A 22,444-nucleotide genomic window follows, 5' to 3' on the forward strand; every position below is an offset into this window, starting at 1 on the left:
ACTTCGCTTTCCTGCGGGCGACCGCCGAGCCGACTCGGGCACTACGTGTCTGTGGGGTCTCGACTGCCTCGCTTCTCCCGCGGGAGTCTTCGTGCCTTCCACTACAATCAACCTGCTAAAAATCAACAATGTACTTTAACACAGCCTTTATTTAAAAAGGGAGCGGGTCAGCGACGAATGGTTGCTGACCTACATCCGTATTCTCCTAACACCGGTGGGACAAGGGACCTGTTCCTCTATCCTGCCTCTTTACATATCCGCTACTATGTGTTACGATATACCAGTAGTAAGTAATACTGAATATATGTATCACAGAATACCTGCAAAGGAATATATAACTTCATTCAGCAAATGCTTTTTGTACTGAAAGCTTGCGACAGGTACAGAAGTCCTTCACTTCTACAGGTGGGGGATGAATGCAAATGGTCTTCGATTCAGTGGGGGTACAAACCCCGGCTGAATGAAGTTAAGCCTCCGGCGAGTCTTGCGATTTTTTAAAGGTAGTTTACCCGAGCGAGCTCAGGTAATCCGGACGCAAATTCGACGGGCGAATTTGATTATAGTACACAACCAATAGGAGTGGCGAATTTGGAAAATATTACAGAAATGCTGAAAGGGGTGCTTGAGGGCTGTGTGCTGGAAATCATCAGCCGTGGTGAGACGTATGGCTATGAAATCACGCAGCAGCTGCGAGACCTTGGCTTCACGGATGTAGTCGAAGGCACCGTTTATACGATTACCATGAGGCTCGAGAAAAACAACCTGGTTAACATTGAGAAAAAACGCTCCACGATGGGACCGCCGCGGAAATTTTACACACTCAACGAAGCAGGACAGGAGCAGCTTGAGGCCTTTTGGAGAAAATGGGAGTTTGTCTCAAGCAAAATGAACGAACTCAAAACAACAAGAAAATGAAAGGAGAAATACGATGAGTATTTTTGAAAAATTAATCGGAAGTCTGGATGAGAAGCGGGAATGGAAGGCGTTGGAGGCGCGAGGAAAGGCGCTTCCTAAAGAGTATCGCAACGCTTACGACGCTATTAAAAAATATATTTATAGCACGGGTGGTCCCTCGGACTGGTCGGACTTCAAACGAGTGTTTGACGGCATTCTCGATCTCCTTGAGGCTGGTGCAGCAGAAGGCAAGCAAGTTACAGAGCTTATGGGTGAGGACGTGGCCGCATTCTGTGACGAGCTCATGAGGGACTCGAAGACTTGGCTGGACAAATATCGAATGAAGTTGAACAAATCGATTGGCCGTGACTAAAAACGGGATCATAGGCGAATTTTGCTGAGCGTAATCTGAGCGGGTTACACCTAGCACGCACTAACAAACTATATTTCCCGATAAACGGGTGGGACGAGGGACCTGTCCCTATGACCTTCAAAGCTGGTGGGACAATGAAACCTGTCCCCCCTTTCCAGTTATTTTTTTTAACCTAGTAGTAAGTTATACAGAATATCAGTGAGACTTATTAGTGGTGGATTGGCAATTCATTGTATGGATTCCCATTATTTAAGGAGGAATAGAGTATGAGCAAGGCAGCTGCGATTTCTGTAAAAGGATTGCAAAAATCTTTTAAAGATAAAGAAGTATTGAAAGGGGTGGATTTTGCGGTAGGGCGTGGTGAAATATTCGCGCTGCTGGGCTCGAATGGATCGGGCAAGACAACAATTATTAACATCCTCTCGACGCTGATGAAGTCTGATGGCGGCGAAGTCAGGATTTCTGGTTTTGATGTCCGGCGTCAACCGGAGCAGATCCGTCAGAGCATCAGCTTGACTGGGCAGTTCGCTGCATTAGACGGGATTCTCACCGGGAGGGAAAACCTCATGATGATTGCTAAGCTGCGTGGAGTATCCAAACCGGCTCAGGTAGTCGACGACCTGCTGGCGCGATTTAGCCTGACCGATGCAGCCAACCGACGGGCCGACAAGTATTCCGGTGGAATGAAGCGCCGGCTTGATATCGCCATGAGTCTGATCGGGACGCCCGCCGTTATTTTTCTCGACGAACCGACAACGGGACTTGACCCTGAAGCACGGATGGAGGTCTGGGATACCGTTAAGGAGCTTGCGAGCACGGGAACGACCATCTTGCTGACGACACAATACCTGGAGGAAGCCGAACAACTGGCGGATCGTATCGCCATCCTGCATGGCGGAAAAATCATCACGACCGGTACTCTTACTGAATTAAAGCAGATGTTCCCGCCAGCGAAAGTGGAATACATTGAAAAGCAGCCGACATTGGAGGAAATTTTCATCAGTATCATCGGCAAAAAGGAGAGATTGTAAATGAAAAGCAATATAGGAGTTTTACTAGGGCGTTTAATGCGCAATATCATGCGCAGCCCGGATACGATTATCACGGTGGCGATAACGCCAATTATGCTGCTGCTGCTGTTTGTTTACGTATTTGGTGGTGCTATCGAAACAGGCACCGACAACTATGTCAATTATTTATTGCCAGGAATCCTCCTCATCACGATTGCATCCGGCGTCGCTTACACTTCCATGAGATTGTTTACGGATGTAAAAAGCGGTCTGATGGCGCGCTTCATAACCATGCCCATCAAGCGCACGTCGATATTATGGGCACACGTGCTGACTTCACTTTTTTCCATTGCGCTGACGGTGTTGATTATTATCCTTGTCGCTCTTTTAATGGGCTTCCGTTCCAGCGCCAATATCCTCGATTGGCTGGCCGTTGCTGGGATCCTCGGTCTGTTTACACTGGCGCTGACATGGCTCGCGATGATTCCTGGATTGACAGCGGGGTCGATGGAAGGGGCGACGGCCTACTCGTACCCGCTGATTTTCCTGCCGTTTATCAGCTCGGCCTTTGTTCCGACCGATACGATGCCAAAAATGGTTCGGGTCTTCGCAGAGAACCAGCCTGTGACTTCCATCGTGAATTCGATTCGTTCCATCTTGTATGAAGGCTCTGTGGGCAACGAAATCTGGACAGCGCTCGCCTGGTGCGTCGGCATCATGCTCCTAGCTTACCTCATAGCCGGTAAAATATTTAAGCGTCAGCTGGGGTAACGGGGCAAGGGGACACTCGTCCCCGGGACAAGGGACCCCGCGACCCGCCCTATTTCCCTAGCTCATCCCAGAGATAATGTGCTTCCTCCAATTCCGCTAGAGCGCCTGATTTCTCGTGGCCCTGGATAAATCCCTTCGTTCTTTCAATACAAAGCGTAAATTGGTTGATTTCGTTTCGTTCGACGCTGAATTGGATGCGTTTGATGACCGGTTGAAAGGAGCGATTGACGTGGGAGAGGCTGTGTGTCGCGTCGTCCCAATTTTCAGCCTCTACGCTCTTTATGGCGGCATCGAGGTAATGCATGACATCATCCTCCCGCGACAGAGGCTGCTTGAGATAATCACCCGAAATCATAATCAGGCCGAACAGCACGAGCAGGAGAAAAGGAAGCAGGCGATACAGTATAAATTCCTTCAAGAAGACTCACTCCTAGCGTAGTCCATCATAATCACTAATTTCGACGGAGGAATGGATCGAATCACGGTAGCCGTCAATGAACAGGCTTCCGTTCGTTTCGAGGATTGCGAGGAACACCTCGGATGGCGAAGAATAGCCGGCTGTCTTCAGCTTCTCGTTCAGCCAATCATGGTCATGACCAAGCTGCTTGAGGTTTTGCTCGACAACCTCTCCGTCATAGATGAGCTCGATGCCCAGCCCCTTATAGGAAGTTTGAAGCTTTAAATCCTTCGGGGTGACAGGCTGGTACTCGCTTTTCTTCGCCACCGACAGCTTCCCGTCCCGCTCGAGAATCGCAAACTCCACCTCATGCAAATCAAAGACGCCTTTTTCCCGCAGCTGCTCCTGGAGGTCTGTAATCCGATAGCGCAGCTTGCTCATCACCTCTTCCATGATTTGCCCATCCTTGACCACAATCACGGCCTCCCCGTCTAAATAAATCGAAGCCTTGCGCCATTTAATCGTTATTTTTTGCAAAAGTAAAACCATCACCGTCCAGGCAATCAAGCCAATCCAATGCGTCCAGGCTCGACTGTTCATGTCCGTGGTGAGGCTGGCGGCAATCGAGCCGATGGTAATGCCTAAAATATAATCAAAAAAGGTAATCTGGCTGACCTGTTGCTTGCCTAACATTCTGGCAAAAATCAGCAAGGAGCCAAAGGCAATAATCGCCCGCACCAAGACAACAGCGGCTTCATTCATAACAGTGTCACTCTCTCTTCAACGTCTCCATTCCATAAACTAATTCCTAATAGGTAGTTTTATCCTAACCTGTATTTTTATACCCGGGACAGGTCCCTTGTCCCAGCCCCGAAAAAAATAGCTTGGTTACCTGCTAAACAATGACATGAAGCATAGCTTTTGCACATACATATCCTTGAGGTGAAAAAATGGCGAGAGTGGCATTTCGAAGTTCGGATGTTGATTTGATGGCGAGGATGATGAGGGCCGAGGCCGAGGGTGAAGGAAAGCAGGGCATGCTGTATGTCGGGAACGTGATTGTGAATCGGGCGGTAGCCGATTGCTTAGACTTTAAAAGTATCAGAACGATTAACCAGGTCATCTATCAGGTGCAGGGCGGGAATTATTCCTTTGAAGCCGTACAAAAAGGAAATGTCTTTTACCAAAGAGCCCGAGACTTTGAACGAAGATTAGCCAGACTCAATTTGAATTACTGGCGCGAGCATCCAGGAAAATATGCGCTATGGTATTTTAATCCTTATGCGCCATGTCCGCCAACCTGGTACGGCCAGCCGTTTGCCGGTCAATTCAAGCTCCATTGCTTCTACGAACCAAAAGCCGGAACCTGTGATAGCGTTTATATGGGATAGCGGGACGCGGGTCAGTCCCTTGTCCCACTCCCGCCCAGAAGCGGAATAATCCCCAATCCTAAGGGAGATAAGTCTATTTTTCATTTTAAACGTAGTTTTTCCAGTTAGATGAAGGGAATAACCCATATTTGACAAAGACAGGCACTGAGAATCCTATTGGAATCTCAGTGCCTGTCTTTGTGTTTTCACGAAAGAAAGGTCACATTGATCCCTTTGGGACGAGGGACCTGCCTCCATTGTCCCGACTATTCTGAAAAAAAGGGCTTGCGATTATTTTTTCTGGTGTTATACTGTATATATAGATATACACACATACACACATAAACACTGACAAAGGGGAGAATGTAATTGAAGATTATTTGGGGCTATGTTTTGGTTTTTATTTTGGCGGCGGTACCGTTTTTTGAGGGGTATGGGGTGATTCCGGTTGCGACCATCGCGGGGTTGCCGGTTGTTCCGGTGTTCTTGCTTGGTTTAGGTGGAAACATATTGACGGTTTTCCTATTGGTTAAGTTTATTGATCAGGTTCAAAATTGGCGCAGAAAGCGGAAAAAGAATGACGAAGAGAAGGAAACGAAGCGCACGAAACGAGCGGCAGGCTTGTGGAAGAAGTATGGGCTGCCAGGGCTGGCGATGCTCGGACCGCTTTTGGTCGGAAGTCACTTAACCGCGTTAGCGAGCATGTCCTTTGGTGGGGCGAAAAAGAGTACGTTCCTTTGGGTGTCAACGAGTATTATCACCTGGAGTCTTGTCTTTACCGTGCTGATCTACTTTGGTATCGACCTTTTAGGCTTCCAGGATCGCGGAATACTCAACTATTTTCAAAACTAATTCAAAGTGAGGAGTGATACTATGTGGAAGGAAGCTGTTTGGCTGGCGAAAAAGGAATATCAATACCAGTGGCTGGCCTTTTTCGGCACCTTTATCGCCAGTCTTGTGCTTGGCGGCATTGTGGGCTTGATGCTGACCGGCCCAAGCGGTGATGGCTTTGCGGAATTTTCCGTATACCTGCACCGCTTCATATTAGATTTATTTTTCATCGGAATTGCCCCGTCCTTAGCGACCTTTTTTATGGCAAAACCGTATTTAAGCTTTCAAAATGCGCGGCAGAATCCGTATGGGAAGCGGATGGCGGTCCTCCGTTCCTTGCCGGTCCCGGCTTCGGTCCTATCCTTAAGCCGGATTCTTCTCATGCTAAGCACCCTGGTCATCATGTCCCTCGCGTTTTACGGCATGATGGGGACGGTACTGTATGGATATATGGGAACCCTGTTTGACACGCTGACCTTTGGCGGATATGTCGTCTTTGGCTTCTTTTGGTTTGGCTTTGCGATGGCGGTGGGCGGCATGAACCCGTATATCGAGTACGGCATGAAGGGGACCATGCTGCATGTTCTTCCATATCTTTATATGGCCTTGTTTGCGGTGGTGGAAGTCATCCTCCTGATGAACAGGGTGGGCATCGTGGAAAAAAGCTTTGAGCTGATTAAATGGGCGGGCTGGCCGGCAGCGGTGATTTCGCTCATCCTTGGCGCCCTGTGCTGCTTTGGCTGGAATAAGCTTTTGAAAAATCGTCTAGAAAATCGAGATTATCTATAGAAGGGAAGCGGGATTTCTATGAAAATTCCAATCCATGTATCCGAGGAAAGCAGAGAGCCCATCTATCATCAGGTCGAAACCCAAATCAAAGCACTGATTGCAAGCGGCCAGCTTCCGCCTGGGACGCCGCTTCCATCGATTCGGGCTTTGGCTGGCGATGTTGGCTGCAGCGTCATTACAACGCGAAGGGTGTATCAAAATTTAGAAAGTGCTGGTTTTATCAAAACGATCCAGGGCAAAGGGACGTTTGTCCGGGAAATGGAAAGTGTACAAATGGAAGAAACGAAGCAAAGGGTCATCCATGAAGCTTTTGAAAAAGCGGTCGATCAAGGCAAGCAGCTGGGCTGTAGCGCGGAGGAGCTGGGAGCCATTTTTCAGGAGACGGTGGAAAGATTTTATAAAAATGGGGGATGAAAATGCAAACCTCGCTTGTTGAAGTAAAGGGTTTAACGAAAAAATATAAAAAGTTTACGCTCGGTCCGCTCGATATGAGGGTGGAGAGAGGCATCGTGATTGGCTTGGTGGGGGCGAACGGCTCGGGGAAAAGCACGCTGTTTCGTCTCTTGATGAATCTGTTAAAAGAGGATGACGGGCAGGTGGAGATGTTTGGACTGCCGCACAGGGAGAGTGAGTGGAAGCAAAAAATCGGCTATGCCGGGGAATTGCTGGAGGCCTATGATTTTCTTACGATTAGCGAAATGAAAAAGCTGATTTCGCGCTGGTATCCGACATGGGATGAGGATATGTATGAAAGGCTAGTGCAGCGCTACAAGCTTGATGAATCGGAGAGATTCAGCAAGTGCTCAAAAGGGACGAAGAAAAAGGTCGAGTTTATTTTCTCCCTTTGCCACCATCCGGAGCTGCTTCTGCTAGACGAGCCGACCGCCGGAGTGGACCTCGTGTCGCAGCGGAAAATGAAGGAGGATTTGCTTGCGTTCATGGATGATGGTGAAAAAAGCATCGTGCTGGCGACGCACACCGTTGATGAAGTCAATCAGCTTTGCGATGAAATCATGGTGCTCGACGGAGGCCGGGTCGTCCACCAATACAACAAAGACGAAATCTATGACCAGTGGGCGCGAGTCTGGGTGTCCAACATCACCGCCACCATCATCAAGCATCCAAATGTGATTCACTACGATACCGCACCGATGCAAATCGTCACCGATAACCTCTGGAGCTTGGAACGAGCACTAGAAAAAGAGCAAATAGAAGCAAAACAAATCCAACGCCTAGCCTTAGAAGAAGTACTGGAATATTTGATCGAGGGGTAGGGACGCGGGGGCCCTCGTCCCAGTTACACACTTTTTGGGAGAACCTGTCCAATGCCTAGAGCAAAGAGAATCGCTGGGAAGAAGCTAATGCCTCCCAGCGATTCTTGGCCGATTGACCCTTTTCGGGATAAGAACGGCCCCTCTATCCCAGCGTAAGTTTCCCATTTGGGGTTCAGTTCAGACCTGTCCCTCCGTCCCACCCCTTCCGTCCCGTCAATTCCTCGTCAGCAGTGAGAACCACTTTCTTTGGACATCGGAGCTGTGGCGTTTTAGTCTTTTGCTGGCAATCGGAAAGGTTTGATAAATAGATAAATGCGGATATTCCTCTGTGACGATTTTGGTTAAGAGCTCCTCCTCTTCCTCGGTCCAGTTGCTGGCAAGCTCCTGCTTGATCTGATTGACCTGATCGCGGTAGCGTTGGTCCACTTTTGTGTACCAATAGTTTGAACATTTGGCAGGTGTCAGACCAATCCTTTCACCGACCTGTTCAAAAATAGACGACAGTGTTTTGGCTTCCTTCGTCCCTTTAATAACCGACTGAATGAGCAGGGCTTCCTTCTCTTCACTCCAATCAGGCGGATAGTTTTTCCTTTTGGCCTGGCTAACTTGCTCAGTTGGCTCCTGCTTGTATCCCTGAAGGGCCGTTTGGTAGCTGTCAAAAAAGCTCTCAAACCAGCGTTGATAAACATTCATGGTTGAAACAGGGTAATCAAGGGTTGTCCTTTGAAAAACCTCAGCATAGCTTGTAAACACCCGCCAGTACTCCTCCGCACTGATTCCCCACCAGCCGCCTGATTGGACCAGCTTATACCAATCCTCTGTCCAACGCATATACGGTTGATTCATGGTGAACATACTAGCGAATTTCTGCGGCCCAGCCTGAAAATCCGTCAGGCCACGATTTAATTGATAAAACAGCTTAAATGAGTCAAACATTTCCTAAACAACCCCTTTTTCTCAACTTAAACTCTTATAATAAAAGACTCATTCCTAATGCTATTCTCGAGTTGGAGGAAATAGAACCTCTTTGGGACAATGAACCTGTCCCAAAGCTTCTTTAGAAGCGGTAAGTTATAAGGTATTTTTTGATGAGGGTAGGGTAGAAATAGGAATAATTTATTTTAACCATAAATTGGGTGAGAGTATAGATTTAGCGTTTAAATTTATTCAGCAAATGCTTTTTGTACCGAAAGCTTGCGACAGGTACAGAAGTCCTCCACTTCTTCAAGTGGGGGAATGAAGGCAAATGGTACTTCGATTCAGTGGGGGTTCAAACCCCGGCTGAATGAAGTTAAGCCTCCGCCGGATGTCACGGATTTTTTAAAGGTAGTTTACCCGAGCGAGCTCAGGTAATCCGGACGCAAATTCGAAGGGCGAATTTGATAGTTATTATCTGAAAAGGACTTTATGTCATTTGTCTGTCGATCACTAAAAAGAGTTTGATAGTGCATGTGAGCAATCAAACTTAGGCCTGCAGGTCACTATAATCTTGTTATCTATAAGATATGTATTAAGTTAGTCTACAAATAGATTATAAAATTGACCGGGTTTAATTCGTTTAATTTCTCCAATGGCTTCTGGAAATCGTTTGGTGTTATTTGTGACGATAAATGAACATTTTTCCTGAATCGCCGTTACCCAGATGTGAACGTCTTGTTCGTCATATATCCGTAACGGCTTTTGTAATCCTTGTTCTTCAGCCAAAAGTATGGCCTCTTCGAGTGAAAGTCCGCTAATTTCTGCAAGCGCTTGTCCAATCTTCATTTCGTTACGGCGAACAATTTCCCAATGATGACGACCTACAACACTATTGACCGCAGGGGAATTCTCCAAGATTGGATAAACAAAAAGATCCAAGAATTTTTCAACCATCTCCTTAGTATAAATGACATCTCCAATTCCATCATAAGTTGCTTTTCGCATGAATTCCATTAAGCAAACTCGGGAAATGACCACTCGATAGTCTACAGTTTGAGCAGCCAATTTTAGTAATTCACGGTTTATACCCGGACTTCGAATAGCTCCACAAAGTACCGTTGTATCAAACAAAACAATAGGGGAGGTAAATCTAGAGGAATTCATCTTCATTTACCTCCCCGTGCTGGGCGTTGAATTCATTTAGTTCTTGTTCAAAATCTTTCCGCTTTCGTGCTTCTTCAAGGGTAAGCTTAAAATACTTTTTCGGAATTCTCCAATGCCGGCCTTCGGTTTGAAAGGCCCCTGGATATTTCCCTTTTTCGCACCAGCGTCGAATAGTCTGATCAGTAACTCCAATGATTTCAGCTACTTCCGTAGAAGTGTAAACATCACTAGGCACCGCTGTAATAGGAGTAGCCAATTCTACCTTTGGCATCCAATTGTTTTCGACTTGATGTTGTGTTTGTTCAGCTAAAATGTTGGCTATGATTTTCTTTGAATCTGCTTCAGGAACCACTTCTGCAAGCTTTACGATGTATTCCACAAACGATTCATATGCCAGCGTCATATTACTGCTTTTTAGGGATTGATAAATTTCCTTATCAAGTTTCCGAAAGAGGTTCACAAATTCATTGGAGGGTAAGTCAATCTTAGCTTCTTCCAAAAACTTCGTTGGAAGTTTTAATGTTAAAAATGTACGTTCAATAAGCGTTTTGAATAAGGCAGAGGCATTTTCCAAGCGATTTTGCTCTTTTAATATGGTGACTGTATCCCACAAAATTTCCTCTTCACGTTCTTTGATCATATCTAAATCACCTCCTACACCTATTATAGTCGATTTAATGTTGGATATTCAATAATAACCAACAAATGCAACATTCTGGATGGGACAAGGGTCCCTTGTCCCAAAGCCTCTTTAGAAGCGGAAAGTTATAAGGTATTTTTAGATGAGGGTAGAAGGGAAATAGGAACAATTGATCTTAACTTCATTCAGCAAATGCTTTTTGTAGCGAAAGCTTGCGACAGGTACAGAAGTCCTCTACTTCTACAAGTGGGGGATGAATGCATATGGTACTTCGATTCAGTGGGGGTTCAAACCCCGTCCGAATGAAGTTAAGCCTCCGGCGAGTCTTGCGATTTTTTTAAAGGTAGTTTACCCGAGCGAACTCAGGTAATCCAGACGCAAATTCGACGGGCGAATTTGATTTATAAATAGGTAAATGGCTAAAGCCAACGATGGGAGAGTGATAATTCTAGAAGTAGATTGATAGGTGAGCGAAAAAAAGAGGACAGACGGTCACAATAGAAGTTCACTAATGCCCGTGGGTGGAGAAATATCAGTTCAACGGTCCTTATGACTGCTATCAAAGTCGACCGAAGCCAGTTTAGAGACCCGAAATACAGCAAATTTAGAAAAAGGGGAACCAAGAGGTACAGTTGATGACCGAAAAGGAAAGAGGAAGCATTAAAAGGTAGGCAGGAAGAGTATCAGATTCCTATAGGCTCCCAAAAATCAGCAAAACCGCAAAATCTCCAAACCTCAACCCACTTGAAATACCTTTTTCCTGCCACCCCAGACCTTTTCATCCACCACACTCGTTTCAGCTGGGACAAGGGACCTGTCCCAAGACACTTGTCCACCCATCCCACTCTATGTAACTCCTAATAAAACCGCTTATAACTATCAAAATGCCCTTTCCAATACACATTATCCACGCTTGAGATATCGACGCCGTCTGAGCTTGCGTGGATAAATTCGCCGTTTCCAATATATATCCCTAAATGGGAAATTCCTTTAATATATGTATCCTTGAAGAACACCAAATCGCCGACCTGTGGGGAGCTGACTTCGAACGAGCGGTCGTAATATCCGGCTGCGGATAGGCGGCTGATGGATTCACCGGCTTGGTTGAAGACATAGTATATAAAACCACTGCAGTCAAACCCGGCTGGTGTTTTACCGCCGTAGACGTATGGAACGCCGACGAGCTTTTTCGCATGGTCTAGCACCTGTGCGACCGTTGGATTGTTGACCTGGATTGGATTCGTACCTGCTCCAGTATTCACATTCGAAGCTGGTGGGGTCGTCACCGCTCCTCCGGTTGAGCTGATTTTCAGCTTTTGTCCCGGAAAAATTAAATCGGACGTGAGGCCGTTCAGCGACTTGAGCTGGCTGATGTTTAAGCCAACCTGCAACGCAATTTTTCCTAAAGTATCCCCGCTTTTAATCACATATTCACTGCCGCCTGCATTTCCTGTAGTAGGCGCAGTAGGAGCAGTCCCAGGATTACTTATATTCGCCGTGCCGCCTCCAGCTTCAGCGACCTTTAACACCTGGCCTGGATAAATCAGGTGGCCGGAAATCCCGTTCCAGCTTTGCAGCTCAGCGAGGGAAATGCCGTAGCGATTGGCAATCTTCATCAACGTATCCCCGGCTGCCACCGTATAGGTAGAAGACGATGCCGCTGAGGTACCCGTCCCCTGCCCAGAGGTATTCCCAGGGCTTGAAGGTGCAACACTTCCATTAGCAGCGACCTTTAACACCTGACCAGGGTAAATCAAATCACCTGAAAGTCCGTTCCAGCTGCGGAGATTGGAAAGTGAAAGTCCGTGTCGATAGGCAATTGCGCTGAGTGTATCTCCTTTTACCACCGTATAGGTCGTCCCAGACCCTGTAGCCGCCGTCGTCACCGTAGTGGATACCGCCTCCGTCCCCGCCTGAGCGGGCGCTGTCTCTGCAAGCGCTGTCGCTTGAGCAGGAGCTGCCTCCGCAACCGCCGTCGCCTGGGCAGAAGCAGGCGCACTAACACCAACAGAAGGCACAGCAACAGCAGGAGCTTCTACCGCTGCTCCAGTCTCGGCCGCCACCTTTAGCTTTTGATTCGTAAAAATCTGATCGGATTCTAAGCCGTTCCATTGCTTTAATTGATCAACAGTCGTTCCGTGTTTTTTAGCAATGCTAAAAAGGGTATCCCCCTGTTGGACTGTATAGGAACTGGCCAGCGCTGTCGACGAGAAGGCAGTCGACAAGACCGCTGCAGTGGCAATCGTTGCAACCATTTTTTCCATATTGACATTCACTCCCAAAAGTCACATAATATATCCTTATTCTAACATAATCCCCCCATAGAGTAATAGATATTTTAAGAGATGTTGGAATATTTTGATAGATATTGCCAAATTAGGAGATTCCAAGTAAGATGAAGACATGCGTGGTTTTCACTTCATTCAGCGGAAGTCCTTCACTTCTATATGTGGGGGGTGAAGGCAAATAGTACTTCGATTCAGTGGTGGTTCAAACCCCGGCTGAATGAAGTTAAGCCTCCGGCGGATGTCACGGATTTTTTAGGGGTAATTTATCGAGCGAGCTCGATAAAAATCCGGACGCAAATTCGACGAGCGAATTTGATTCATGCACTCATACATGACAAGAAACGACTTCAAGTATCCAGCAGGGCATAGAATGATACAGAGAAAGGTGAGAGGATGAAAGAGCCAAAAAACGATCAAATGCAGATTTTTAAAGACTTGCTGCAAAGAGTCTATGAAAAAGGAGAAAAGGACGATAAGCTTTCGACGATGGACGTATTAAGGGACATGGAAGGCGACCTGCGCCATCTGCTTTCGCATAAATAACAGAATAACCCATGACACCTAGAGACGACTGAAGAAAGCAGTCCGCCAGAAAGCGCGGGCACTGCGAGAGGTCTGTCTCTTTTTTACGTTTCAGACTCGTAAAATCAAGCATCGGTGGAACACTACCTATAAGTGAAACACTACCTATAAGTGGCACGACCCAATAAAAGGAGGCGAACGCTAGCATGAAAAAACGACGACTTGTCATCATTTCCATCCTCTTCCTCCTGCTCACAGCCTGTAACAAAGCACCCGAGCCGGCGGATACGATGAGTCAATACATAAAGTTCTGGAACGAGCAGAAATTTGCCGGCATGTACGAGCTCTTGTCGACCGAGGCGCAGGATTCGATCGCGAAGGAGGATTTTGTCAGCCGCTATGAAAAATACTACCAAGACCTAGAAATTAGCGAGCTGAAGGTTCAGTTTACGAAGCCGGAGGACGAAGAGAAGCCGAAGGAGGACAAGGTCAGCTACCCCTTCACAGCCAGCATGAACAGCGTTGCCGGGGAAATCGCGTTTGAGCACAAGGCAACGCTTGTAAAAGAAGAAAAAAACGACGAGAAGCAGTGGACCATCGCCTGGGATAGTACCCTGATTTTCCCTGAGCTAGAGGAGGGGGCGAAAATTCGCTTGAACAGCATGACCGCGAAGCGCGGGGAAATCATCGACCGCACCGGCGCAGGGCTTGCCGTTAATGGCCAGGTCTATGAGGTGGGGATTATCCCGGCGGAATTGGGCGACCAGAAGGACACTATCATCAACGAGCTCGCCACCCAGACGGGCCTCACTACAGACCGGATCGATAACGCCTTGAACGCTTCCTGGGTCAAGCCGGACTATTTCGTCCCGATCAAGAAGCTGCCGCTCGAGGAACAGCCCCTTGTCGCGGCCCTCACCGAGCTGCCAGCAGTGAGCTCGAAGCAGGTCGCCGCCCGCGTCTATCCGATGAAGGAAGCCGCCGCCCACCTGATTGGCTATGTCGGGCCCATCACCGCCGAGGAGCTCGAGAAGCGCGAGGGGAAAGGCTACACCGCTAATGACGTGATTGGAAAAAGAGGCCTCGAGCAGGTCTTCGATGAAAAACTAAAAGGGGAAAACGGCGTCACCATCTTCATCGAGAAAGCGGACGGCAGCGAAGCGATTTTAGCGGAAAAAGAAGTCAAGGACGGCGAAACCGTGCAGCTAACGATTGATGCCACCCTGCAGACTAAGCTGTTCGAGCAGCTGACCGGCAATGCCGGAACGGCCGCCGCCATCCATCCGAAAACAGGCGAGACCCTCGGCTTAGTCAGCTCGCCAAGCTTTGACCCGAATACCCTGTCACTCGGTGCCACAGCCGACGAATGGACGCAGCTGCAGGACGACCCGCTCCAGCCGCTCCTCAATCGCTTTAGCGCCAACTTCGCCCCAGGCTCGGTGATTAAACCACTGACAGCGTCGATCGGGCTGAAGGAGGAGGCGATTACAACCGCGACAACAATGAATGTCAGCGGCCTGCAATGGCAGAAGGATGCCTCCTGGGGTAGCTATAAGGTCACAAGGGTGAAGGACCCAGGCACACCGGTCGATTTGGAAAAAGCGTTGCTCTACTCAGACAATATATACTTTGCCCAAGCAGCGCTGGCGCTCGGCAAGGACAAGCTCAAGGCAGGGCTTGAGGGCTTTGGCTTTGAGGAGGAAATGAAGTATCCCTTCCCGCTTGAGCCGTCGACAACAGGCAAGATGGACAGTGACATCCTCCTGGCCGACTCTGGCTATGGGCAGGCACAGGTGGAAATGAATATCCTCCATCTCGCCGCCAGCTACACGCCGTTCATCAATAGCGGCAAGCTCATCAAGCCGACCCTCCTGCACGAAGCCGAGCTGTCCAAGGCGTGGAAGCAGCATGTTATCACAGAGGAGCAGGCAACCCAGCTTCATCAGATGCTGGAGAAAGTCGTCCAGGACCCACAAGGCACCGCCCATAAAGCCAACATCCCAGGCATGCCGTTAGCAGGAAAAACCGGCACCGCCGAGCTCAAGGCCAAGCAAGGCGAAAAAGGCACGGAAAACGGCTGGTTTGTCGCCTACAACACCGAAAACCCCTCCCTCCTCATCGCCATGATGATCGAAGGAGTCGAGAACGCAGGCGGTTCATCGATTGTCGTGGAAAAAGTAAGGAATGTGTTTGTGCAGTAAGTTGGGGAGTTGGATAGTTGGATAGTTGGACAGTTGGTTAGGGAACAGTTGGATAGGGGTTAGTTGGTTAGGTTTTAGGTCTTTCCTAACTCCTTACCAACTTACCAACTTACCAACTAACTCCTAACCATAGATTTTCCTTAATTAATTTACACTATATAATAGAAGAAAAGCGTTTTCAGGGATAGTTGGACAGTTGGTTGGTATTTAGTTGGTTAGGAAAACCTTTTTTGTAAGTTGGACAGTTGGACAGTTGGTTAGTTGGTTAGGGAACAGTTGGATAGGAAAACCTTTTTCAAGGCTAAAGGAATGCCCTTTGCCTTTTTCCTTTGCTCTTAAGTACCTGGCACCCCCACAGTTGTATTTAGTTGGTTAGTAGACAGTTGGACAGGGGGGCGCCTCTTGCGAGGCTTGGGTCTAAGCCTTTCCTAACCAACTAACCAACCAAAGAATAATTCATGATACGATAAATAAGATAATAACAACAGATAAAATAGTGAACCTAAGGGGAGATCGATTTGAAAAAGGTACGGAAGGCGATTATCCCGGCAGCGGGACTGGGCACCCGGTTCCTGCCGGCGACAAAGGCGATGCCGAAGGAAATGCTCCCGATTGTCGATAAGCCGACGATTCAGTATATTGTCGAGGAAGCGATACAGTCCGGCATCGAGGATATTATTATTGTTACGGGGAAAGGCAAGCGCTCGATTGAGGATCATTTTGACCATGCGGTGGAGCTCGAGCAAAATCTCATCAGCAAGGAAAAATTTCAGCTCTTAGAGGAGGTCCGCAATATCGCCAATATGGTTGATATTCATTATATCCGGCAAAAGGAGCCGAAGGGACTTGGCCATGCCGTCTGGTGTGCCCGCAATTTTATCGGCGATGAGCCGTTTGCCGTTTTATTGGGTGACGATATTGTCCAGGCGGATACTCCTTGCTTACAGCAGCTGATGGAGCAGCATAATAAAACCTTGTCCTCGGTCATCGGTGTGCAGCGTGTGCCGGATAGTGAGACGCATCGCTATGGCATTATTGATCCGATGGACAGCTTTGGCCGCAGCTACCAGGTGCGGAACTTTGTTGAAAAACCGGCACAGGGGACAGCACCCTCCAATCTAGCGATTATCGGCCGTTATATTTTCACACCGGAAATCTTTATGTTTTTAGATAAGCAGCAGGTCGGCGCTGGCGGGGAAATTCAGCTCACCGATGCGATTCAGGAGCTGAATCAAATCCAGCGTGTGTTTGCTTATGAGTTTGAAGGCAAACGCTATGATGTCGGCGAGAAACTGGGCTTTATTGAGACGACGATTGAGTTTGCTCTCCAGCATGAGGAACTGCGTGAGGGTTTGCTGAAGTTTATGGCGCAGAAGGTAGAGAGCTTGAAGCGATAAGTGGAGAAGACAGATGGAACTGTGCCATCTGTCTTTTTTTGTTCCGTTTCTGGTTAACTTCCTTGTAATGACTTCCAATTCGAAAATTCTTCTTCACAAATTGGGAAAAAGGGTGTTAAATTATTAATTGTTGTGAAAAGATGGATTTTTCTATATTGCAAATTTCGACAAAATGTGAGAAGTATTTATGGTATGATTACATTTGTTTTTTGAAAATAATATTTAAATTTCTATCCAATAGCATATGAATTTTGAAGAAATTTACAGTATACATGGTTCTTTTTTCATAGTAGTGTAGTATAAGAGTCATATTGTTAGTTTATAAAAGGAAAATATTTTAATATAAGAATAGTATTTTTTATCGTAAAAGCACAGATAGTGAAATCTGGCTATTTACCAATTTTTAGAATGATGCTATGTTAATACTTGTTATACATATCTAAATATTCAAACACTTAATATGGAGGTGAAGGGCATGATTGATATCCATTGTCATATTCTGCCAGGGATAGATGACGGTGCGCAAACGATGGAAGATTCGCTACAAATGGCAAAGGAGGCCCTACAAGAGGGAATCCGGACAATCATTGCTACTCCACATCATAAAAATCGTCAATATGATAATGAAAAAACCTCGATTCTTGAACAAACAGCACAGCTGAACGAACACCTTTCTAATGAAAACATTCCACTTAAAATACTACCGGGCCAGGAGGTTCGGATATATGGTGAAATCCTTGAGGATTATCTCGCAGGCGGCCGAATTCTGCCGTTAGCGGAAAGCTCCTATCTGTTTATTGAATTTCCATCGGCACATGTTCCAAGATATGCGGAGCGAATGCTGTTTGATTTGCAGACAGAGGGACTCACACCAATCATTGTTCACCCAGAGCGGAATCAAGAGATCATCGAGAACCCTGATTTGTTGTATAAGCTTGTGAATAACGGAGCGCTCTCCCAGGTAACCGCCGGAAGTGTTTGTGGCTATTTTGGGAAAAAGATTAAGAAGTTCTCACACCAGCTGATTGAGGCCAACTTGACTCACTTTCTGGCTTCGGATGCTCATAATGTGCATAATCGCACATTCAAAATGGCTGAAGCATTGGCTGAGGTGGAGAAGAGCTTTGGGGAAGATATGACGGCGATGTTTCGTGAGAATGCGGAGCTGTTGGTTGTGAATCAGAATGTGTATAAGGAAGTGCCGGAGAGGGTTGTGAGGAAGAAGTTTTTGGGGATATTTTGAGTTAGTTGGTTAGTGGGTTAGTAGACAGTTGGTTAGGGGCGCCTCTTGCGAGGCTAAGGGCTACGCTTTTCCTTACCAACTAATCACGAACCAACTAAATACTATTATCGGCGATATCTCCTGTCCGTTATCCATGGAGGTACTCGGTTGCGCTGTGGGGCAATAGTCCTTAGACACTGGTTGTCGGGAGCGTGATGTGAGGGTGGGTTGGATGCCCGTTTTTTTTAGTTGGTTAGTAGACAGTTGGATAGTTGGTTAGGAGCGCCTCTTGCGAGGCTAGGGGTTAAGCTTTTCCTAACCAACTAACAACTAACCAACTAACCAACCCCATTAGTATTTAATGAGAAAGCATGATGCTCGTGTTTTCTCATTAAATACTAATGAGTAAAGCATCATTTTTGAACTTAATTATAGATGAAAGAAGGGAACGATTTGAAAAAAGTACGCAAGGCGATTATTCCTGCTGCAGGACTTGGAACCCGTTTTTTACCGGCTACGAAGGCGATGCCGAAGGAAATGCTGCCGATTGTCGATAAGCCGACGATTCAATACATCATTGAAGAAGCAGTGGCTTCAGGGATTGAGGATATTATTATTGTGACAGGAAAAGGGAAGCGTTCGATTGAGGATCATTTTGATAACGCACCTGAGCTGGAGCAGAACTTGTTGGAAAAAGGGAAAAAAGATTTGCTGGAGAAGGTTCAGTATTCCTCTAATCTGGCTAACATTCATTACATCCGTCAGAAGGAACCGAAAGGGTTAGGACATGCTGTTTGGTGTGCGCGTAACTTTATTGGGGACGAGCCATTTGCTGTTCTGTTAGGTGATGACATTGTTCAGAGTGAAACACCTTGCTTAAGGCAGTTAATGAACCAGTATGATGAAACTCGTTCATCGATCATTGGGGTCCAGACGGTAGAAGAGCATGAGACACACCGTTATGGAATTGTGGATCCGTTAGCGGCGGATGACAGACGCTATCAGGTACGGAATTTTGTGGAGAAGCCTGCGAAAGGAACAGCTCCTTCCAATCTGGCAATTATGGGTCGTTATGTGCTGACACCGGAGATTTTTATGTTTTTGGACAAGCAGGAGAAGGGTGCCGGTGGCGAGATTCAGCTGACAGATGCGATTCAGGCTCTAAATCAAATTCAGCGTGTGTTTGCCTATGATTTTGAGGGCAAGCGTTATGATGTGGGGGAGAAGTTTGGTTTTGTGAAGACAACGGTGGAGTTTGCGCTGCAAAATGAAGAAATTAAAGAGGAGCTGCTTGAGTACTTAGAGCAGGTTGTGAAGAGCATGACGTTGGAGAAGGTGCATGCTTAAGTAGGATGACAATAAAAAATAGATAAAGAAGGGATTGCCAATGAGTTATAAGAAGCGTGTGCCGTTGTTAATTTTGCTGGACTCAGTCATTGTATTAATGGCCATTTTTGTAGGCTATTATATTTTACATCCCTATATGAATGTGTATACGATGCCGATGCTGTGGGTCAGTGCGATAACGTTATTATTCAGCCATCATTTATTTGCTTCTATTTATCGCCTGTACCAAAAAGCATGGGAGTATGCGAGTGTCGGGGAGTTAATGGCGATTGTGAAGGCCGTTTCGTTATCGATTGCTTTAACGGCGATTGTGCAAATGGTCGGATATCAAAATGTCTATGTCCGGGTTTTAGGGCTTACATGGATGCTGCATGTGATTCTCATCGGAGGCTCGCGTTTTTCCTGGCGGGTGTTCCGCGATCATTTTATTGCGCCTAATCCAAATAAGAAACGGACATTGATTGTCGGTGCGGGCTCTGCCGGAACGATGGTAGCGCGACAGCTGCTGAAGAACGAGCTAGCGGATCTTTATCCGGTTGCGTTTGTCGATGATGATCCGTTTAAGCATAAGCTGCAGATTTTCGGGATTGAAGTGAAGGGTCGCAGTGAGGACATTTCACGGATTGTCGTGGAAAACCGGATTGAGAATATCGTGATTGCGATTCCGTCGATTACGAAGCAGGAAATGAAGAAGATTTACGATGAGTGTGCCAAGACGACGGCGAAGACGAAAATCCTGCCGTTGATTGAGGATCTTGTGACAGGGAAGGTTTCGGTCAATAATATTCGTGATGTCCAGGTCGAGGATTTGCTTGGTCGTGAGCCGATTGAGCTGGATATGGAGTCGATTTCGGACAAGCTGACAGGCAAGACGGTTCTTGTAACAGGTGCCGGTGGTTCTATTGGGTCGGAAATTTGTCGGCAGATTGCGCGCTTCTCTCCCGAGAAGCTGTTGTTGTTAGGGCATGGAGAGAATAGTATATATTTGATTGATATGGAGTTGAAGAAGAAGTTCTCTCAGGAGTTTGAGATTGTGCCGATTATTGCGGATGTGCAGGATCGCGAGCGGATTTTTGATGTGATGCAGGAGTATCGCCCGGATGTGGTGTATCATGCGGCAGCGCATAAGCATGTGCCGATGATGGAGTATAATCCAGCTGAGGCTGTTAAGAATAATATTTTTGGGACGCGGAATGTGGCGGAGGCTGCTGATGTTTTTGGGGTTAAGAACTTCGTTCTTATTTCGACGGATAAGGCGGTGAATCCGCCTAATGTTATGGGGGCGACTAAGCGGTTTGCTGAGATGGTTGTTCAGAACATGGCGAAGGAGAGTAAGACTAAGTTTGTTGCGGTTCGGTTTGGGAATGTTCTTGGAAGTCGTGGTAGTGTTATACCGTTGTTTAAGAAGCAGATTGAGGCTGGGGGGCCGATTACGGTTACGCATCCGGAGATTACGCGGTATTTTATGACGATTCCGGAAGCTTCGCGGCTTGTTATTCAGGCTGGGGCTTTGGCTCGTGGTGGGGAGGTTTTTGTTTTGGATATGGGTGAGCCGGTGAGGATTGTTGATTTGGCGAGGAATCTTATAACCCTTTCGGGTTATTCTGTTGAGGAGATTGGGATTCGGTTTTCAGGACTTCGTCCTGGTGAGAAGATGTATGAGGAACTTTTGAATGATAATGAGGTTCAGAAGGAGCAGGTGTTTCCAAAGATTTTTATTGGGAAGGCGGAGCCTATGGGGAAGAGGGAGCTTTACTCTGTGATAGAGGATCTTCCTGATATGGATGCTGTTGAACTTAAGGAGACTCTTGTTGGGGTTGCTAATACTAAGTTTGGGGAGAGGCAGTTGGTTGCTGCTGGGAATTAAGTAAACGCCTCTTGCGAGGCTAAGAAGAGGTTGTTTTTTTCCGTGAAATTGAATGGAGGATGTGTATGGGTATTATTTGCATCCTCCTAGATTTTTTTTTAGACCCGGAACTTCGTTCCTTTGTAAGGGAATTTAATTGTTAGATGATTAGTTTTTTGAAATAATGAAAGTGGAGGTGGTATTGGAGGTTGAAAGTATTACATTGGCATACAAGGATGATGATTAGTAATGCTAAAGTTTACTCAATTACGTCAAGTATTGGTTTATTACTTGGGAAGTAGGAAAGGTAATCTGAATGGTTTTACTTTGGTTGAGGTGCTAGCTGTAATTGTTATTCTGGGTATTCATGCTGCGGTTGCGGTGATATCTGTCGGTGGAATTATTGAAAAGGCTGAGAAGGATGTTTGTGATGCGAGTGTTGTTGAGATTGAGAGGCAGTATGAGGTTTATTTGGAATTAGAGAGTGTTGAGCGTCCGGAGTTGTATCTTGCTGAGTTTTTGCTTAGTTATGATGGACGTGTTTGTCCTGCTGGTGGGGAACTTCGTTATTTTGATGGCAGGGTTGAGTGTAGTGTGCATTCGGTTGTTGAGGAAGAGAATAGTGATGAGAATGAGGATCCGGGTGTTCCTTATTTGTAATTAATATTTTCTATTGAGCTGGTTGAAGGCCGGCTGATTTTTTTTGTGGACACGATATTTAGTGAATAACTTCCCTGTATTCCAGGATGTAACACTATATATTGGGGTTGTATTTGTTATACTTGTTTAGGGTTAGGAGTAGAGGATAAAAGGGAGATTGAATGTTCTTTTGGAAGTCAGAATGGTTAATAGATGACCACAGCATATTGTGTTGAAATCAGCAAAAAAACACGGAGTTGTACAATATATGGGATTTATCTATATAACATAGTGCCATTTTGTTAGTATATAAAGATAAAATGGCTAAAACCCGGCGTTTTGGATTTTAAAAACGTTGATTTGACGGGCTTTTTGGCAACCTAAAATATAGGAAATTATTGAATGGAGTTAAGGAAGTCAGAATGGTTAAGAGACAACCACAACATATTGTATTAAAATCAGTGAAAAATTGTAAAAATATACAATATATAGGATTTATCTATGTAACATAGTACCATTTTGTTAGTATATAAAGATAAAATGGCTAAAAT

At 46.4% G+C, this 22,444-nt stretch carries 22 protein-coding genes; 16 read left to right on the forward strand and 6 right to left on the reverse strand.

What is annotated here, in order from left to right:
- Positions 1–588 precede the first annotated feature (588 nt).
- The 4 genes from BQ5321_RS00080 to BQ5321_RS00095 all read left to right on the forward strand — a co-directional run bounded on the left by BQ5321_RS00080 (position 589) and on the right by BQ5321_RS00095 (position 3,048).
- Positions 589–915, forward strand: a complete 327-nt coding sequence (locus BQ5321_RS00080) for a PadR family transcriptional regulator (protein WP_071392632.1) — start codon at positions 589–591, stop codon at positions 913–915.
- Positions 916–928: 13 nt separating this feature from the next.
- The gene (locus BQ5321_RS00085) at positions 929–1,267 is read left to right on the forward strand and encodes a DUF1048 domain-containing protein (protein ID WP_071392633.1); all 339 of its coding nucleotides are present in this window, start codon (positions 929–931) and stop codon (positions 1,265–1,267) included.
- 266 nt (positions 1,268–1,533) lie between these two features.
- On the forward strand, positions 1,534–2,298 hold the full coding sequence (locus tag BQ5321_RS00090) for an ABC transporter ATP-binding protein (protein ID WP_071392634.1): 765 nt from the start codon (positions 1,534–1,536) through the stop codon (positions 2,296–2,298).
- Positions 2,299–3,048: an ABC transporter permease gene (locus tag BQ5321_RS00095; protein WP_071392635.1), complete on the forward strand. Its 750-nt coding sequence runs from the start codon at positions 2,299–2,301 to the stop codon at positions 3,046–3,048.
- A 49-nt stretch (positions 3,049–3,097) separates the two neighbouring features.
- Here BQ5321_RS00095 and BQ5321_RS00100 read toward each other — a convergent pair whose 3' ends face one another.
- Positions 3,098–3,466 carry a DUF4363 family protein gene (locus BQ5321_RS00100; protein WP_071392636.1) on the reverse strand — a complete coding sequence of 123 codons (369 nt, stop codon included), beginning with the start codon at positions 3,464–3,466 and terminating at the stop codon, positions 3,098–3,100.
- A gap of 12 nt (positions 3,467–3,478) precedes the next feature.
- Positions 3,479–4,207 (reverse strand): DUF421 domain-containing protein, encoded by a 729-nt coding sequence (locus BQ5321_RS00105; protein ID WP_071392637.1) that lies wholly within the window; start codon positions 4,205–4,207, stop codon positions 3,479–3,481.
- Between the two features lie 188 nt (positions 4,208–4,395).
- On the opposite strand from BQ5321_RS00105, the gene BQ5321_RS00110 reads away from it, so the two are divergent.
- The 5 genes from BQ5321_RS00110 (at position 4,396) to BQ5321_RS00130 (ending at position 7,709) form a co-directional block, all read left to right on the forward strand.
- Positions 4,396–4,836, forward strand: coding sequence for a cell wall hydrolase (locus tag BQ5321_RS00110; protein ID WP_071392638.1), 441 nt, complete (start codon positions 4,396–4,398; stop codon positions 4,834–4,836).
- Between the two features lie 348 nt (positions 4,837–5,184).
- A complete protein-coding gene (locus BQ5321_RS00115; protein ID WP_071392639.1) occupies positions 5,185–5,667 on the forward strand; it encodes a small multi-drug export protein in 483 nt (160 codons plus the stop codon).
- Between the two features lie 21 nt (positions 5,668–5,688).
- Positions 5,689–6,435: a hypothetical protein gene (locus BQ5321_RS00120; protein ID WP_071392640.1), complete on the forward strand. Its 747-nt coding sequence runs from the start codon at positions 5,689–5,691 to the stop codon at positions 6,433–6,435.
- 18 nt (positions 6,436–6,453) lie between these two features.
- On the forward strand, positions 6,454–6,849 hold the full coding sequence (locus BQ5321_RS00125; protein WP_071392641.1) for a GntR family transcriptional regulator: 396 nt from the start codon (positions 6,454–6,456) through the stop codon (positions 6,847–6,849).
- A gap of 2 nt (positions 6,850–6,851) precedes the next feature.
- Entirely contained in the window at positions 6,852–7,709 is an 858-nt protein-coding gene (locus BQ5321_RS00130; protein WP_071392642.1) for an ABC transporter ATP-binding protein, read from the forward strand.
- 213 nt (positions 7,710–7,922) lie between these two features.
- Here the strand turns inward: BQ5321_RS00130 and BQ5321_RS00135 are convergent, their stop codons facing one another.
- The 4 genes from BQ5321_RS00135 to BQ5321_RS00150 all read right to left on the reverse strand — a co-directional run bounded on the left by BQ5321_RS00135 (position 7,923) and on the right by BQ5321_RS00150 (position 12,695).
- Positions 7,923–8,645 (reverse strand): hypothetical protein, encoded by a 723-nt coding sequence (locus tag BQ5321_RS00135; protein WP_071392643.1) that lies wholly within the window; start codon positions 8,643–8,645, stop codon positions 7,923–7,925.
- Between the two features lie 579 nt (positions 8,646–9,224).
- Complete coding sequence (locus BQ5321_RS00140; protein WP_159433391.1) at positions 9,225–9,791, reverse strand: PIN domain-containing protein; 567 nt, start codon at positions 9,789–9,791, stop codon at positions 9,225–9,227.
- Complete coding sequence (locus tag BQ5321_RS00145) at positions 9,778–10,431, reverse strand: helix-turn-helix domain-containing protein (RefSeq protein WP_071392645.1); 654 nt, start codon at positions 10,429–10,431, stop codon at positions 9,778–9,780. The genes BQ5321_RS00140 and BQ5321_RS00145 overlap by 14 nt, the downstream gene beginning before the upstream one ends.
- 857 nt (positions 10,432–11,288) lie before the next feature.
- Entirely contained in the window at positions 11,289–12,695 is a 1,407-nt protein-coding gene (locus BQ5321_RS00150; RefSeq protein ID WP_084786569.1) for a C40 family peptidase, read from the reverse strand.
- Between the two features lie 417 nt (positions 12,696–13,112).
- Between BQ5321_RS00150 and BQ5321_RS24180 the strand changes: the two genes are divergently transcribed.
- The 7 genes from BQ5321_RS24180 (at position 13,113) to BQ5321_RS00180 (ending at position 21,914) form a co-directional block, all read left to right on the forward strand.
- Entirely contained in the window at positions 13,113–13,262 is a 150-nt protein-coding gene (locus tag BQ5321_RS24180) for a YwzD family small protein (protein WP_159433392.1), read from the forward strand.
- 185 nt (positions 13,263–13,447) lie between these two features.
- Positions 13,448–15,442 carry a penicillin-binding transpeptidase domain-containing protein gene (locus BQ5321_RS00155; protein WP_071392646.1) on the forward strand — a complete coding sequence of 665 codons (1,995 nt, stop codon included), beginning with the start codon at positions 13,448–13,450 and terminating at the stop codon, positions 15,440–15,442.
- Between the two features lie 518 nt (positions 15,443–15,960).
- The gene (gene galU, locus BQ5321_RS00160; protein ID WP_071392647.1) at positions 15,961–16,839 is read left to right on the forward strand and encodes a UTP--glucose-1-phosphate uridylyltransferase GalU; all 879 of its coding nucleotides are present in this window, start codon (positions 15,961–15,963) and stop codon (positions 16,837–16,839) included.
- A gap of 475 nt (positions 16,840–17,314) precedes the next feature.
- Positions 17,315–18,082: a tyrosine-protein phosphatase gene (locus BQ5321_RS00165; protein WP_071392648.1), complete on the forward strand. Its 768-nt coding sequence runs from the start codon at positions 17,315–17,317 to the stop codon at positions 18,080–18,082.
- A gap of 432 nt (positions 18,083–18,514) precedes the next feature.
- Complete coding sequence (gene galU / locus BQ5321_RS00170) at positions 18,515–19,408, forward strand: UTP--glucose-1-phosphate uridylyltransferase GalU (RefSeq protein ID WP_071392649.1); 894 nt, start codon at positions 18,515–18,517, stop codon at positions 19,406–19,408.
- Between the two features lie 40 nt (positions 19,409–19,448).
- Positions 19,449–21,275 (forward strand): polysaccharide biosynthesis protein, encoded by a 1,827-nt coding sequence (locus BQ5321_RS00175; protein WP_071392650.1) that lies wholly within the window; start codon positions 19,449–19,451, stop codon positions 21,273–21,275.
- Between the two features lie 228 nt (positions 21,276–21,503).
- Entirely contained in the window at positions 21,504–21,914 is a 411-nt protein-coding gene (locus BQ5321_RS00180; protein WP_071392651.1) for a type II secretion system protein, read from the forward strand.
- Positions 21,915–22,444 lie beyond the last annotated feature (530 nt).

Origin of the sequence: Bacillus tuaregi (assembly GCF_900104575.1) — a bacterium.
GTDB lineage: Bacteria > Bacillota > Bacilli > Bacillales > Cytobacillaceae > Bacillus_BD > Bacillus_BD tuaregi.

Excerpts from the sequence above, each read along its gene's own strand:
- BQ5321_RS00085 (WP_071392633.1), top strand. The coding sequence starts at position 929 with ATGAGTATTTTTGAAAAATTAATCGGAAGTCTGGATGAGAAGCGGGAA.
- BQ5321_RS00090 (WP_071392634.1), top strand. The coding sequence starts at position 1,534 with ATGAGCAAGGCAGCTGCGATTTCTGTAAAAGGATTGCAAAAATCTTTT.
- BQ5321_RS00095 (WP_071392635.1), top strand. The coding sequence starts at position 2,299 with ATGAAAAGCAATATAGGAGTTTTACTAGGGCGTTTAATGCGCAATATC.
- BQ5321_RS00105 (WP_071392637.1), bottom strand. The coding sequence starts at position 4,207 with ATGAATGAAGCCGCTGTTGTCTTGGTGCGGGCGATTATTGCCTTTGGC.
- BQ5321_RS00110 (WP_071392638.1), top strand. The coding sequence starts at position 4,396 with ATGGCGAGAGTGGCATTTCGAAGTTCGGATGTTGATTTGATGGCGAGG.
- BQ5321_RS00120 (WP_071392640.1), top strand. The coding sequence starts at position 5,689 with ATGTGGAAGGAAGCTGTTTGGCTGGCGAAAAAGGAATATCAATACCAG.
- BQ5321_RS00125 (WP_071392641.1), top strand. The coding sequence starts at position 6,454 with ATGAAAATTCCAATCCATGTATCCGAGGAAAGCAGAGAGCCCATCTAT.
- BQ5321_RS00130 (WP_071392642.1), top strand. The coding sequence starts at position 6,852 with ATGCAAACCTCGCTTGTTGAAGTAAAGGGTTTAACGAAAAAATATAAA.
- BQ5321_RS00135 (WP_071392643.1), bottom strand. The coding sequence starts at position 8,645 with ATGTTTGACTCATTTAAGCTGTTTTATCAATTAAATCGTGGCCTGACG.
- BQ5321_RS00140 (WP_159433391.1), bottom strand. The coding sequence starts at position 9,791 with ATGAATTCCTCTAGATTTACCTCCCCTATTGTTTTGTTTGATACAACG.
- BQ5321_RS00145 (WP_071392645.1), bottom strand. The coding sequence starts at position 10,431 with ATGATCAAAGAACGTGAAGAGGAAATTTTGTGGGATACAGTCACCATA.
- BQ5321_RS00150 (WP_084786569.1), bottom strand. The coding sequence starts at position 12,695 with ATGGAAAAAATGGTTGCAACGATTGCCACTGCAGCGGTCTTGTCGACT.
- BQ5321_RS24180 (WP_159433392.1), top strand. The coding sequence starts at position 13,113 with ATGAAAGAGCCAAAAAACGATCAAATGCAGATTTTTAAAGACTTGCTG.
- BQ5321_RS00155 (WP_071392646.1), top strand. The coding sequence starts at position 13,448 with ATGAAAAAACGACGACTTGTCATCATTTCCATCCTCTTCCTCCTGCTC.
- BQ5321_RS00165 (WP_071392648.1), top strand. The coding sequence starts at position 17,315 with ATGATTGATATCCATTGTCATATTCTGCCAGGGATAGATGACGGTGCG.
- BQ5321_RS00175 (WP_071392650.1), top strand. The coding sequence starts at position 19,449 with ATGAGTTATAAGAAGCGTGTGCCGTTGTTAATTTTGCTGGACTCAGTC.
- BQ5321_RS00180 (WP_071392651.1), top strand. The coding sequence starts at position 21,504 with ATGCTAAAGTTTACTCAATTACGTCAAGTATTGGTTTATTACTTGGGA.